General features: G+C 37.2%; 13 protein-coding genes and 1 pseudogene. 10 read left to right on the top strand and 4 right to left on the bottom strand.

Going from position 1 to position 14,535, the window contains the following annotated elements:
- Window positions 1-49: 49 nt before the first annotated feature.
- From B5473_RS01460 to zupT, 7 genes and pseudogenes are all read left to right on the top strand, one after another.
- Window positions 50-1,006 carry an ABC transporter permease gene (locus tag B5473_RS01460; RefSeq protein ID WP_079523340.1) on the top strand — a complete coding sequence of 319 codons (957 nt, stop codon included), beginning with the start codon at window positions 50-52 and terminating at the stop codon, window positions 1,004-1,006.
- Complete coding sequence (locus B5473_RS01455; protein WP_079523339.1) at window positions 993-1,949, top strand: iron chelate uptake ABC transporter family permease subunit; 957 nt, start codon at window positions 993-995, stop codon at window positions 1,947-1,949. The genes B5473_RS01460 and B5473_RS01455 overlap by 14 nt, the downstream gene beginning before the upstream one ends.
- Window positions 1,946-2,713 carry an iron ABC transporter ATP-binding protein gene (locus B5473_RS01450; protein WP_079523338.1) on the top strand — a complete coding sequence of 256 codons (768 nt, stop codon included), beginning with the start codon at window positions 1,946-1,948 and terminating at the stop codon, window positions 2,711-2,713. Before B5473_RS01455 ends, B5473_RS01450 begins: the two co-directional genes overlap by 4 nt.
- Window positions 2,714-2,896: 183 nt before the next feature.
- A complete protein-coding gene (locus B5473_RS01445) occupies window positions 2,897-3,934 on the top strand; it encodes a siderophore ABC transporter substrate-binding protein (RefSeq protein WP_079523337.1) in 1,038 nt (345 codons plus the stop codon).
- 64 nt (window positions 3,935-3,998) lie between these two features.
- Window positions 3,999-4,331: pseudogene (locus B5473_RS01440) on the top strand (antibiotic biosynthesis monooxygenase family protein).
- A 126-nt stretch (window positions 4,332-4,457) separates the two neighbouring features.
- A complete protein-coding gene (locus tag B5473_RS01435; protein WP_079523336.1) occupies window positions 4,458-5,042 on the top strand; it encodes a phosphatase PAP2 family protein in 585 nt (194 codons plus the stop codon).
- Between the two features lie 147 nt (window positions 5,043-5,189).
- On the top strand, window positions 5,190-6,011 hold the full coding sequence (zupT, locus tag B5473_RS01430; protein WP_079523335.1) for a zinc transporter ZupT: 822 nt from the start codon (window positions 5,190-5,192) through the stop codon (window positions 6,009-6,011).
- Window positions 6,012-6,132: 121 nt separating this feature from the next.
- On the opposite strand, the gene B5473_RS01425 is transcribed toward zupT, so the two are convergent.
- From B5473_RS01425 to thrC, 4 genes are all read right to left on the bottom strand, one after another.
- Window positions 6,133-7,701 (bottom strand): IS1182 family transposase, encoded by a 1,569-nt coding sequence (locus B5473_RS01425; RefSeq protein ID WP_079523334.1) that lies wholly within the window; start codon window positions 7,699-7,701, stop codon window positions 6,133-6,135.
- A 339-nt stretch (window positions 7,702-8,040) separates the two neighbouring features.
- The gene (locus tag B5473_RS01420; protein ID WP_079523333.1) at window positions 8,041-8,688 is read right to left on the bottom strand and encodes an NAD(P)-dependent oxidoreductase; all 648 of its coding nucleotides are present in this window, start codon (window positions 8,686-8,688) and stop codon (window positions 8,041-8,043) included.
- Window positions 8,689-8,855: 167 nt separating this feature from the next.
- Complete coding sequence (gene thrB / locus B5473_RS01415; RefSeq protein ID WP_079523332.1) at window positions 8,856-9,755, bottom strand: homoserine kinase; 900 nt, start codon at window positions 9,753-9,755, stop codon at window positions 8,856-8,858.
- Window positions 9,752-10,810 carry a threonine synthase gene (gene thrC / locus B5473_RS01410; RefSeq protein ID WP_079523331.1) on the bottom strand — a complete coding sequence of 353 codons (1,059 nt, stop codon included), beginning with the start codon at window positions 10,808-10,810 and terminating at the stop codon, window positions 9,752-9,754. Before thrC ends, thrB begins: the two co-directional genes overlap by 4 nt.
- 206 nt (window positions 10,811-11,016) lie before the next feature.
- Here thrC and B5473_RS01405 point away from each other — a divergent pair, with 206 nt between their 5' ends.
- From B5473_RS01405 to B5473_RS01395, 3 genes are all read left to right on the top strand, one after another.
- Window positions 11,017-12,249: an MFS transporter gene (locus B5473_RS01405; protein ID WP_079523330.1), complete on the top strand. Its 1,233-nt coding sequence runs from the start codon at window positions 11,017-11,019 to the stop codon at window positions 12,247-12,249.
- A gap of 357 nt (window positions 12,250-12,606) precedes the next feature.
- Complete coding sequence (locus B5473_RS01400) at window positions 12,607-13,455, top strand: MurR/RpiR family transcriptional regulator (RefSeq protein WP_079523329.1); 849 nt, start codon at window positions 12,607-12,609, stop codon at window positions 13,453-13,455.
- A gap of 132 nt (window positions 13,456-13,587) precedes the next feature.
- Window positions 13,588-14,514, top strand: coding sequence for a manganese-dependent inorganic pyrophosphatase (locus B5473_RS01395; RefSeq protein WP_079523328.1), 927 nt, complete (start codon window positions 13,588-13,590; stop codon window positions 14,512-14,514).
- The last annotated feature ends 21 nt before the right edge of the window (window positions 14,515-14,535 follow it).

The raw sequence follows: 14,535 nt of genomic DNA, 5'->3' as shown, positions 1-14,535 counted from the left end.
ACGTATTATATAAAAATCTAAAATATATAAAGAATAGTGGGAGAATGTAATGAGACTTTGGATGCTCGTAGTTGCAACCATCGTTCTGTCCTTTATATCATTATTTATTGGTGCAATTGACATTAAGCCATCTGATTTACTGGATTGGGATTCAGATAAAATGCAGATTTTCTTAATGAGTCGAGTACCTCGATTAATGGCAATTATACTTGCCGGGGCAGGGATGGGTATTTCAGGATTAATTATGCAAAGCTTAAGCCGTAACAAATTCGTATCGCCGACAACTTCTGGTACGCTCGATGCAGCAAAGCTAGGTATTGTTGTATCAATGATATTTTTCACAAGTGTAGGATATATGGAGAAGATTATCTTCAGCTTTACATTTGCACTGATCGGTATGATGATTTTCATGCGTCTTCTTGAAAGCATTAAATTCAAGGACGTTATTTTTGTACCTCTAATCGGGATTATGTACGGAAATATTATTGGTGCCATTTCAACATTTCTTGCGTACGAGGCAGATGTGCTGCAAAGTGTGGATACATTCTTCCTAGGAAGTTTTACGCTTGTTGTATCAGGTCGCTATGAATTGCTTTATATAGCAGTACCCGCAATTATCCTCGCGTATTTATATGCCAATAAGTTTACAGTAGCTGGTATGGGTGAAGATTTCGCTAAAAATCTTGGCTTAAGCTATCGTACTGTTTTAAATCTCGGTTTAGTACTGGTAGCGATTATATCCACTACAGTTGTCTTGACGGTAGGGATTATTCCTTTCCTTGGATTAATCGTACCGAACTTGGTTTCATTATATATGGGGGACAATTTACGAAAAACAATTCCACATACTATTTTCTTAGGTGCAGCATTCCTATTAATGTGTGATATTTTAAGTCGTTTAATAGTATACCCGTTTGAAATTCCAGTAAACACAACTGTTGCGGTAATCGGCAGTGCGATCTTCTTAGTAATGTTATTTAGGGGGAAAGCATATGCGAAAAAATAGTACGAAGCTAATTTTCTTAGCAATTATCGCACTGGTGTGTATTGCGTTATTTGCTTTTTACAATATTCAAGGCGGATTCAGTTATGCCTTTCCAAAGCGATTAGAGCGAATTGCGGCAATGGTTATAACTGGTACGGCGATTGCTTATGCAACCGTTACATTCCAGACGGTTACACATAACCGTTTACTGACACCCTCTATGATGGGTGTCGATTCGATGTATGAAGTAGTGCAAACGATTATTTTCTTCTTTGCAGGCTCTGCGTCAATCTTTGTAGTAAGTCGTTATTTAAACTTTGGTTTATCAATTTTGGCGATGGTAATTTTTGCCCTGATTTTATATCGTTTCTTGTTCCGGGCAGACAAACATCCGATTTTCCTGCTTTTACTTGCCGGAATGATTATCGGAACATTGCTCGGCAGTTTTGTAACATTTTTACAAGTAATAATTGACCCGGTAGAATATGAAAGCTTACAGACACGTTTGTTTGCTAGTTTCATGAATGTGAAAACAGAGCTGTTGCTCATTGCTGTCATTATTTTAGGGGCTGCATTTATATACGGTTACCGTTTATTGCGTGATTTAGATGTTATGTCGCTAGGTCGTGAGAATGCAATAAACTTAGGTGTAAATTATGATAGAATAGTATTAAAAGTATTAATTTTATCTTCAGTTTTAATTGCAACATCTACTGCGCTAGTTGGTCCGATTACATTTTTAGGGTTAATCGTTTCAAACTTGGCATATCAGTTTTTTGCTACGTACAAGCATTCCGTTTTAATAGTGGGTGCGAGTTTAATTAGTATTATTGCACTTGTCGGTGGGCAGTTCTTAGTACTGCATGTATTCCAGTTAAGTACAACGATCAGCGTTATTATTAACTTTGTCGGTGGACTTTACTTTATTTACCTAATACTGAAGGAAAGTAGGAAAGCAGGATGATTGAAATTAAAGGGCTTTCTAAAAGCTTTGGAAAAAAACCGGTCGTTGAGGATGTCTCATTAACTATACAGCCAAAAGCAATCACTTCATTTATCGGACCGAATGGAGCAGGTAAATCCACATTATTATCAATGGTAAGCCGATTGCTTGATGCAGATACAGGTGAAGTATTTTTAGATCAGAGTGATGTTAAAAAAATGAAGTCCAATGATTTTGCGAAACGTGTAGCAATTTTACGCCAGTCAAACCATTTAAATGTGCGTTTAACAGTTCGTGAACTTGTATCATTTGGACGTTATCCATATTCGAAAGGTCGTTTGACTCCAGAAGATGAACAACATATTGACCGTGCGATTGAATATATGACATTGGGTGATATGGAGCATAAGTTTTTAGATGAACTATCTGGTGGTCAGAAGCAGCGTGCCTTTATCTCAATGGTAATTGCTCAGGATACGGAATATATTTTATTAGATGAGCCATTAAACAACTTGGATATGAAGCACTCTGTTCAGATTATGAAAATTTTACGTAAGCTTGTTGATGAATTGGGCAAAACAGTAGTAATTGTTTTGCATGATATTAACTTTGCTTCAGTATATTCAGATCGGATTGTCGCTTTAAAAGATGGACGTCTTGTAAAAGATGGCCCAACAAATGAGATTATTAACTCAGAAGCATTACGAGAAGTATATGATATGCATATTCCGGTGCAAGAACAAGATGGATGTCGCATTTGTGTATACTTTAATTCACACAGTTAAATAAAATTGGAAATAAATGCATAGGTTTGCTCGCTTATGCATTTATTTTATGAATTTAATTGAGAATGAATATTAGTTTCAGAATATTCGTTGACAAGTATGTACAGTTGTTTTACACTAACGTTAGTTAATTGAAAACGATTATCACTCTCGCTTGAGAGAACATTAGGAGGAAAAGTAACAATGAAAAAGTGGAAATTTTTAACGGCAGCAGCATTAACATTAATGTTAGCAGCTTGTGGTTCAGACGATGAAACATCTACAAAAGATGAAGCAAACGAACCAGCTAAAACAGAAGAGACAACTACAGCTTCAGAAACTTCAGCTTTCCCCATGACAGTTTCTTCATTATCAGCAGGCAGTGAAACAGAAGATGGTAAGTCTCTTACTTTTGAAGATGTAACATTTGAAGAAATGCCAAAAAATATCGTAGTATTTGACTACGGTTTCTTAGATACACTTGATGCATTAGGTGTTGAAGGTATTGTTGGTATCGCTGCAAACGGCGGTAAAGGTAACTTCCCTGAGCATTTAAAAGAAAAATATTTAACAGATTCAGTTACTGACGTTGGTTCTTTAAAACAAATCGACTTCGAAAAAGTTGCAGCTGCTAATCCAGATGCAATCTTCATCTCAGGTCGTCAAGGTTCTTTCTATGAAGAGTTAAAAGAAATTACACCAAACGTAGTATTCATCGGTTCTGATAACTCGAACTATGTGGATGGCGTATTTGAAACAGTTGACTTAGCTGCGGAAATCTTCGGCAAACAAGAAAAAGCTGAAGAATTAAAAGCTGCATTACAAGAAAAAGTTGATGCTGTTAAAGAAAAAGCAGCTGGTTATGAAAATGCATTAGTAGCAATGTACAACGACAAAAAGATCTCTGGTTTCGACAACGGTGAAGATTCTCGTTTTGCATATGTGTACAATGACTTTGGTTTCAAACCATCAACTACTGACATCAAAGCATCATCACACGGTTCTGACTTCTCTTATGAATCAATTCTTTCTGTAGATCCAGAAGTATTATTAATCATCGACCGTACAGCATCTGATGTAGAAACAATCAAAGCTGACATCGAAAACGATATTATCAAACAAACTCGTGCTTACAAAGAAGGCAAAATTGTTTACCTTGATGGCGTAAACTGGTACTTCTCTTCTAACGGTGTAACAACTGAAGCAGAAAAATTAGATGAAATCTTAAACGAATTAAAATAATATAATAAATATGGCATGTCTCTCAACGAGAGGCATGCCTTTTTTAAAAGAGAGGGGAAATATAATGTTCGTACAAATTCGTAAGTGGATCGTAACAGAAGGCAACTCTGATAAAATTATTGAGCGCTTTAGCAAAAAACCGGGTCAAGGTCCATCAATGCTTGAACAACGTGAAGGCTTCATTGGCCGTGAACTGCTTGTAAAAAATGTTCGACGTGGTGAAGAGGAAGTTGTGATGATTATTCGTTGAGAGTCAGAGGATGCATGGAAAGCATGGGAGAAGAGCCCGGAACATATTGCAGGCCATAAAGCGAAAATCAAAGAGCATGGCGGTAAACCACCAAAACCGGACTTCGTTATTTCGATGGAGCACGGAAATTACACAGTTGTGGAATAATGGCTGTTTAGGGAGAAATCTACTTTGCGGAGTTTTTTTGGCAAAGTGGATTTTATTTTTTTGTATATTACATATAATAATAGGGTAAGTAAAGTAACAGTTTGACTGAAGAAAGTGGGTTTTTGTTTGAAAAAAGGTTTTGCGCTAGTTACACTGGTAATCTTTATTATTATTGCACTAAATTTTGATACACCAAGCTTTGAGGCGTTTGATATAAAAATCCGCTCACTATTATTTGGTAATAGTTTTATTATCTTATTTCACAATTTAGGAGAAACAAAGTTTATCATAGTGGCAACCGTTATTATGTTGCTGTATTTAGCGATCTTTAAAAAAGATTTTCGCGGTGTGCTTTTTGTCCTACTTACAGTTGGTGTTGGAAATGGTCTAAACCAGCTTTTAAAGCGTATTTTTGCAAGACCACGTCCGGAAATTGAAGATCAGCTTTCGTCGTTTAGCTTTCCTTCCGGCCATGCGCAAATTAGCGTATTATTCTTTTTAACGCTGGCATATTTAATTTCGAAGTGGCTGAAAAATAAGAAGTGGAAATTTATTACATACGGTTTAATGCTAGTCCTGATTTTTTTAATTGGTTTATCACGTATAGCGGAAGGCCGCCACTATGCAACGGATGTTTTAGCAGGGTGGAGTATCGGGTATACTTGGTTTATCGTAAGCGTATTATGGTATGAGTCAAAAAAGCATAAATAGAACCAAAGGGATTCCTAATATTTAGGAATCCCTTTTTTAGAACTTGATTTGGTTTGCTGCATAAGATGTTTCCGTATTAAAAAAAGTTGCACAAAGGAAACATTGTGCGTATAATGTGAGAAAAGAATTATAAAAAAGGAGAATAGTATGGATGAGAATGTATTATTAGCGTTGGGTTTAACATTATTTGCAGGGCTTGCTACTGGTATTGGCAGCTTAATTGCCTTTTTTACAACACGTACAAACAAGAAGTTTCTTTCTGTTGCATTAGGCTTTTCAGCGGGTGTGATGATTTATGTATCACTTGTAGAGATTTTTGTAAAAGCGAAAGACGCATTAGTAAACGTTCATGGAGAAACTATAGGGTATTGGTACACCATCATCGGCTTTTTCGGAGGAATGCTTGTAATTGCCTTAATCGACCGCTTTATTCCAAAAGGGAAAAATCCGCATGAAGTAAAGTCTGTAGAAGATGTACAAAAGGCTCAATTGATCGGGAATGAAGATGTAGAAGCAGACCGCCTCATGAAAATGGGATTATTTACAGCGCTGGCAATTGCAATTCATAACTTCCCGGAAGGTATTGCAACATTCATGGCGGTACTTCAAGATCCGAATGTCGGAATCGCGATAGCAATTGCGGTAGCCATTCATAATATCCCGGAAGGTATTGCGGTAGCCATTCCTATTTTTTATGCAACAGGGAAGCGTATGAAGGCATTTAAATGGTCGTTCGCCTCTGGTTTGTCAGAGCCGTTCGGTGCGTTTATTGCCTACTTAGTACTAATGCAATTTATGACAGATACATTGTTCGGTATTGTTTTTGCTGGTGTTGCAGGGATTATGGTATTTATTTCAATTGATGAGCTGTTGCCAGCTGCTAAAAAATATGATGAAGCCCATTCATCTATTTACGGATTAATAGCAGGTATGGCAGTTATGGCCATCAGTTTAGTAATGTTAACTTAATTGTAATTACTTCATGAAAAAGGGGCTGGGACAGAATTAGTTCCAGTTCACGCAAAAAAGAGAAATTGCACAATGCAATTTCTCTTTTTTGCGCTTTATTAAGAAAATATTGGAAGAGGTATTAACCTCTTACCGCATACTTCCTTAAATTTGTGGCCATTAGTGCCAAACCTATTTCGTTAGTAACCTTTGATTTTCCCCGAACAGAAAATCGACGGAAACACAAATTAGCCTTCAAGAATCCAAAAACTGGTTCCACGTCAATTTTACGTTGACGATAAATGGCAGCCGTTTTTTCTTCTGAAAGCTTCGCTCTTACTTCTTCTTTTTGTTGTTCCCAATTCTCATTAATCATGAGTCTACGATTTTTCCCTTCCGCTGCTTTGGTACACTTTGTACGGAAAGGACACCCTGTACATTCTTCACATTCATAGATTTTAAATTCTCTTTGGAAACCTGATTTATCCGTACGAACAGAATTGTATTGGAATCGTAATCTCTTTTCATTTGGACATATGTATGCATCGTTTTCTTTCTCATACACCCAATTGCTTGTCTTAAAAGGATCATTTTTGTATTTTCGCTTCTGTTCGTTCAAGTAATGATTGAATGTAATGAGTGCTGTTCGTTTTCGATTGTTAAGAATATCCTGGTAATTCTGTTCACTGCCGTATCCGGCATCCGCTACAATATGCTTTGGTAACTCGAAATAATTTTCTTCAATTTGATTAAGAAATGGAATAAGCGTTTTCGTGTCTGTTGGATTTGGAAATACATCGTACGCGAGTGTATATTGACCTTCAGTAGCGATTTGTACATTATATCCTGGCTTCAATTGGCCGTTTTGCATATAGTCATCTTTCATCCGCATAAATGTTGCTTCATGATCCGTCTTTGAATAACTGTTACGTGTGCCAAACACATCAAAATCTTTTTGGTATTTCTGCTTTCTTATGATCCAATCGTGTACTTGTTTAAGTATTTGCTTCGGTGTTTTTCGTTCGCTACGTAATCTTTTTCGCTCAATGACATCGTCAGAATGCTCTATTTTGCTCGTATAGTCGTCGACTACTTCTTCTAGGTGATGTGCTACTTGAGTTAACTCTTCTAATGATAACTGTTCATCATTTTCACGTTTGATTTCAGGAATAATTTGATGTTCAAGTAACTCATCGTAAAGTTTATTTGATTTTTCTACGAGGTTGGTGTGATGTTTTTCCACTGATTTTTTCCAAACAAATGTGAACTTATTGGCATTTGCCTCAATCTTTGTGCCATCGATAAAAATCGCTTCCTGATCGATGAGTTTTTCTTCAACTAACTGACAACGGAATTGTACAAAACATTGGCGAATGAGTTCTTTCATATTTGGATGTACACGAAAACGATTAATAGTGCGATAACTTGGTTCATATCCTTGGGCAAGCCACATCATACGGATACTGTCTCTAGTCAGATCTTCAATTTTTCTTCCTGAAAAAGTGGATTGTGTGTAACCACATAGAATCAGCTTTAGCATCATACGTGGATGATACGATGGGCAACCCGTATGGTGAATGAAAGGAGCGAAAGCTTCGTTTGGAATGCTTTCGACCAAATTATGGATTGAAAAGGCAATATCATTTTTATGTAACTTTACTTCTAAATCTAGCGGTAAAATAAGTTGATTCATGTTATAATCTTTAAACATAAGGACACTTCTTTCGTTTGAAATTTGGTTGTAGGATACTTAAATTTTAACAGAGAATGTCCTTTTTTTATGCTCGAAATTATGCAGAGATTTACTTGATATAGAAGAAAAATTAGTTGTTCGGAGTGAAGGCGGCGACTCCCAGGGGACAAGCACGTGGGAGAGACTAAAGGCTCGATCCGTGCCCCCAGGAAAGCGTCCGCCGTAACGGAGAACAACGGCTACATAGTAGACACAAAATAATAAAGCCGTTCAATTTTACTCATCGTAAAATTTGAACGGCTTTTTATTGAGGAGGGTTTTGTCCCAACCTCTTTTAAGGGCTTTATCCCTTTTCTATTAAGATGCGGCTGTTACATTTTCAGATGCAACAGTAAATGTTGTATTTGGGTATTCATTTTTTTCGATTTCATCAAGCAATGCGACAGCAAAATCAGCATAACTGATATAACTGTTAAATTGCGAGTTTACTAGAATTTTCTCTTCACCTTTAATGTAATGGCCGGTACGTGGTCCATCCGAATCGAACATAGCTGATGGGATGGCAAAGGACCATTGAATTGAAGAGCTTTCCAAATCACGTAGGTTCTGCAATTGAGCCTTTGCTGCCACAGCAAGGTCCTCAGGATAATCTTCAAGATCCATCAGGCGAACTGTTTTTTCACGATCAACAAAAAGGCAGCCTGAACTACCGATCACGAATAATTTCTTCTCTGTTCCTTCCAGTAAAGAAATTAAGTGTTCACCGGCATCAACATGTAAATGTTCTTCCCCTGGTAGCGGAGCAAAAGCATTAATTAAAATATCGAAAGGAGCAATTTGTTCCTTTGTTAATTTAAAAAGGTCGCTTTCAATAATATTAATATTTTCTTCTTGTACTGTTGCCTTATTTTTTACAATCGCTGTTACATCAAAGTTTCTCATGATGGCTTCTCTTAAAATATGAGTTCCTGCTTTACCTGCAGCCCCAATAACTGCAATTTTCATAAACATTACCCCTTTCTAACAGTAGATTTATTAATATACCCAAATTTAAGGGGAATTATGCATAAAAGACAAAAAAGAATAGAAAAAACAAAAAATGTACGTTATTCAAATATGAGAATAACGTACATTAAGCATTTTAATGAAGAGTTTTATCTATAATTTTATTATTAATAAGTTGTGACAGTTGAGCCGGATGGTGATGCGGTTGTCACTACTACTTGATGGTCCAGGAATTGTCGCTGCATTGATTTAACAAATTGTTCGGATAAAGCGAGCGGAATCATCGAGATTAATGTTGGACCAGCACCACTTAAAGCAGTTCCATATGCTCCAGCTTTTTTTGCAGCTTCGCGAATTTCATTATATTCGGGAATAAGGTTTGCGCGGAAAGGCTCATGGAAAAGATCTGCTTCCATATAACGTCCAATTCGCTCATAATCCTTTGCAATAAGGGAAGCGGCAAGCATATTCGCATTTGCACTTGCACGCACTGCGTAGCCTCGTTTCAACTGCTCCGGTAAAACACCGCGTGATGCTGCTGTTTTAAGTTCGATATTCGGAATAAATACAACGAATGCCGTATCCATCTCCTGAATATGCAGTGTGTCGACAATACCTTCTTCGTCCATTGAAGAAATCGTTAATCCACCTAATACCGAAGCGGTCGCATTATCAGGATGACCTTCAATTTGAGATGAAATGTTGAGCTTATCCTGCTGCGATAATTTCAAATCCCCTAAAATATCGGCTAATTCAATAGCACCAACAATTGCTGCCGCACTGCTTCCGATACCACGTGCAAGGGGAAGCTCACTAGTCATCTCAATTTTACAAGGAGGCAGCGTTGCATTATATTGCTTAGCTACCTGCTGTGCAATTGTATAAATTAAATGCGTTTCGACTGACGTATCAGAGGGCACATTGTCACCGATATGCACAAATTCCCACTCATCTTGTAATGTGACATCCAATGTTAAATAGAGCGATAATCCAAGACCAATGGAGTCAAATCCAGGGCCTAAATTTGCTGTACTGCCAGGAACTTTGATTTGCCACTTTTTACTCATAGACTAAATACGCCCTCGATATAATTACGGATTTCCTGCTCATCATTTTGAAGTGAAACAAGGTCTACAGTCGAAACATTCATCGCTGTATCCGGATCTTTTAAGCCATTACCAGTAAAGACTGTAACAACACGACTGCCCGCAGCGATTTTGCCGGCTTTCACTGACTTGATGACACCAGCTAATGAAGCAGCCGAACCAGGTTCAACAAAGATTCCTTCTTTGTTGGCGATTAGTTTATAAGCGTCTAAAATTTCATCATCTGTTACTGAATTAATTAGACCGCCTGACTCATCACGAGCATTTTCGGCGAATTTCCAACTTGCTGGGTTCCCGATACGAATCGCTGTCGCTACTGTTTCAGGATTTGCAATTGGTGCTCCCTGCACGATTGCAGCGGCACCTTCTGCTTCAAAACCGTACATTTTAGGAAGACCGCTTTGTTTTGCTTCATTATATTCTTTAAAGCCTTTCCAGTAAGCTGTAATATTCCCTGCGTTTCCTACAGGAATACATAAGTAGTCTGGGGCTTGGCCAAGTTGATCAACAATTTCAAACGCCGCTGTTTTTTGACCTTCAATACGATATGGATTTACAGAGTTAACAAGTGCGATTGGAGTATTTTCCCCGATTTTGCGCACAATATTTAATGCATCATCAAAGTTGCCGTCAATTTCAATAATTTTTGCACCGTACATGCAAGCTTGTGCCAATTTCCCGAGCGCTACTTTACCTTTAGGAATAACAACGATTGACTGAATGCCTGCACGTGCCGCATATGCTGCAGCTGCCGCAGATGTGTTTCCTGTAGATGCACAAATAACAACTTTAGAGCCTTCTTCAATTGCTTTTGCAACAGCAAAAACCATACCCCGGTCTTTAAACGAACCTGTTGGGTTAGCGCCTTCAATTTTTCCGTATAACTCAATTCCGAGCTCTTTAGATAAATTTACTAGTGGGATTAATGGTGTATTTCCTTCGTTAAGTGATAATGCAGGTGTATTTTCAGTAACAGGTAGGTACTGTTTATATTCTTCAATAAGACCTTTCCACATAGATAATAAACTCCTTCTGTTCTCGCTAGGTGAACATTTGTTTTTGTATACAAGACATTTTATACCTATGTGTCCCTTATTTCAATAGGAATTGTTAAATTGTCGGAACAATTCGTTAAGTTAAAAAAATGTTGTCACTTTTAAGAAAGAAATGTATGATAGTTATGTTAAGTCAAGTGTAAAGACACATGGAAGGTGGAAAAGTAATGTCGGTGGAAACAAATGAACAAAAGCCCCTATCACGTAATAAACTTCTACGTATAGCTGGGGTTGGATGGATGTTCGATGCAATGGATGTCGGAATACTGTCTTTTATCATTGCAGCACTTGCGGTTGACTGGGGATTAAGTAGTAGTCAAATGGGTTGGATTGCAAGTGTAAACTCGATCGGTATGGCAGTTGGTGCACTGTTTTTCGGTGTACTTGCAGATAAAGTAGGACGTAAGCAAATCTTTATGTGGACACTAATAATATTCTCAGTTGCGAGTGGTTTATCCGCATTTACAACAACTTTGACGCTCTTTTTAATTTTACGATTCTTTGTTGGTATGGGGCTTGGCGGAGAATTACCTGTCGCTTCAACACTTGTATCTGAAAGTGTAAAAGCTGAAGAACGCGGGAGAGTTGTCGTTTTACTTGAAAGTTTTTGGGCTGGAGGCTGGCTGATTGCCGCACTTATTGCCTATTTCGTTATACCGGCTGAATTTTGGCCAATTGAAGGATGGCGAATTGCATTATTAATTACGGCAATCCCTGCACTTTATGCAATTTATATAAGAATGAAACTACCGGACTCTCCACAGTTCAGGGTAAAAGAAGAGTCGAAGAAACGTTCGGTATTCCAAAATATCGCAACGTTATGGGAGAAAAAATATGCACGCTCTACATTAATGCTTTGGGTTTTATGGTTTGCAGTTGTATTTTCATACTACGGCATGTTTTTATGGTTACCAAGTGTAATGGTTGGCAAAGGGTTTGATTTAATATCAAGTTTTAAATATGTATTAATCATGACGTTAGCCCAGTTACCAGGTTATTTTACAGCCGCTTGGTTCATCGAGAAATTTGGGCGCAAGTTTGTATTAGTTACATATTTATTAGGGACTGCAGCAAGTGCCTTTGTATTCGGCGGTGCAGAAACAATCGAAACATTGTTAATTTCAGGAATGTTGCTTTCGTTCTTTAACTTAGGAGCATGGGGTGCCTTATATGCGTATACACCTGAGCAATATCCGGCAATTGTACGTGGAACGGGAGCGGGTATGGCAGCAGCAATAGGTCGTGTTGGTGGTATTTTCGGTCCGTTATTAGTTGGGACATTGCTGACGAAAGGCTTTGATATTAGCTATATTTTCGCGATTTTCTGTGTGGCCATCGTTATCGGAGTACTAGCAGTTATATTTTTAGGGAAAGAAACAAAGCAAACAGAATTACTATAGTTGTAAATTATTAGTATTAAAATGCTTTTTATAATATTGAATAGGGACCTGTGCTAATAAAATAGCGCAGGTCCCTTTTAGTATCTTTAAGCTGTAAAAAAATACCTAATAGATAAATGTACTTAACAGGTTTTTAATAATAGTTTATTTATAAATTATAAATTTTACAAAAGTATGTCAATTTCCTATTCAAATTTTTATATTCTTTAGTATGCTAAAGTTTTTTCAGAAAACTCGTTGAATTCTATTATTATTCATGATAATGTATTTTTTATTATTAAGAATTTAGCGCACGTAAAGTTACATGAATGAGTGAGATATTATTTTAAAAAAATATAAGAAAGGGAGATGGAGAATTTGACTATTTGCGAAAATATTAAGAAGAAATATATTCGTCTTTCTAAGGGGCAGCGAAAAGTTGCTCAGTTTGTTATGGATAATCCGAATATAGTGGGGACACATACCGCCTCCGAAGTAGGAAGGTTAGCAGATGTAAGTGAATCAACTGTAATCAGATTTTGCTACTCAATGGATTTAGCTGGTTTTAGTGAACTCCAAGATAAACTGAAGGAATATTTAATGGAAAAAGGCGAAGTAACTGAAGTTAAACAAGCGATGCCTGTTAAAAAAATCCGTAATCACATTGGAGCAGACATTGTAAAAAAAGATATCGCCAACATATCCAAAACATTCAACCAGCTAAAAGAGCAGGATGTTGAAGAAGTTGTGCAATTGTTACATACATCAAAGAAAATCCACTTTTTAGGTTTCAGACAATCGACACCGGTTGCATTTTGGATGTACAGCAATGTCAACAGGTTACGTGACCATGTTCATTTTATTCCTCATGAGGCAGACAAAATTGCACAACAACTTGCATATATGGATGAAGATTCATTGCTTTTCATTATATCGCTTGATGAAGAGTATGAAGATATGGCCACAACAGTAGAAATAGCTAAAAGAAAAAATGTAAAAATTGTCGCAATCCGTAACAAAGAGCTTACATCTCAAGAGGAACCGGCTAACCCCGTGCTTATCGTTCCCAATACAAAAGAAGCCGGAGCCACATGTACAATTGCTATTTTCTCCCTATTACATATATTAGTGGAATCAATGGTAAGCCAAAACCCGCAACAATATGAGCAGTATAATGAAAAGACAAAAAGCGCGTTCAATACGTCGAATTTAATAGCAATCAGCTAAAACTGTAAAGGCTAACTCATAGCCATTACAGTTTTCCTTTTTGTTAAGCAACATTGGTAAATCTTCTGTTTTTCACTTTCTTTACGTTATGTTAAAATGAAGAGCGAAAAGCATTTAATAGGAGGCTCACTCATGAGTAAAACATTAGTTTTCGGACATAAAAATCCAGATACAGATACTATTACTTCAGCAATTGTTTATGCATACTTAAAACAACAATTAGGTGTAGATGCAGAAGCAGTTCGTCTTGGAGAATTAAATAACGAAACAAAGTATGCACTAGAAAAATTCAACTTTGAAGCACCACGTCTAATTGCTAACGTAAAAGATGAAGGGGCACAAGTAATCTTAGTAGACCATAATGAGTTCCAGCAATCAGCAGATGGAATCGAAGAAGTCCAAATCACAGAAGTCATCGATCATCACCGTATTGCGAACTTTGTAACAGCTGATCCAGTATATTTCCGTGCTGAGCCTGTAGGTTGTACAGCAACAATCTTAAATAAATTATTTAAAGAAAATAACGTTGAAATTCCGGCTAATATTGCTGGTTTAATGCTTTCTGCTATTATTTCGGATACATTATTATTCAAATCGCCAACATGCACAGAGCAAGATGTTAAAGCTGGTGAAGAATTGGCAGCAATTGCAAATGTTGATACTGCACAATATGGTTTAGCTATGCTAAAAGCAGGTGCGGACCTTTCAGATAAGTCATTGGAAGATTTATTGTCATTGGATGCAAAAGGCTTTGAATTCGGTGAATATAAAGCGACGGTTGCCCAAGTAAATGCAGTGGATATTGAAGATGTTCTTGGTCGCCAAGAAGAGCTTGAAAACTTATTGAACAAAAATATTGCAGATAACGGCCTAGATTTATTCTTCTTCGTCGTAACAGATATTTTAAACAATGATTCAACAGCAGTAGCAGCTGGACAAGTTGCTGAAGAAGCAGCGAAAGCGTTTGGTGCAACAGTTGTTAATGGTCGCATCAGCTTACCAGGCGTTGTCTCACGTAAAAAACAAATCGTTCCCGTTTTAACAGAAAACTTAAAATAAAAAATAAATCCGGTAACTCAT

Origin of the sequence: Solibacillus isronensis (assembly GCF_900168685.1) — a bacterium.
GTDB lineage: Bacteria > Bacillota > Bacilli > Bacillales_A > Planococcaceae > Solibacillus > Solibacillus isronensis_A.
The sequence above is the reverse complement of the archived record's forward strand: the minus strand, read 5'-3'. Positions and strand labels throughout refer to the sequence as shown.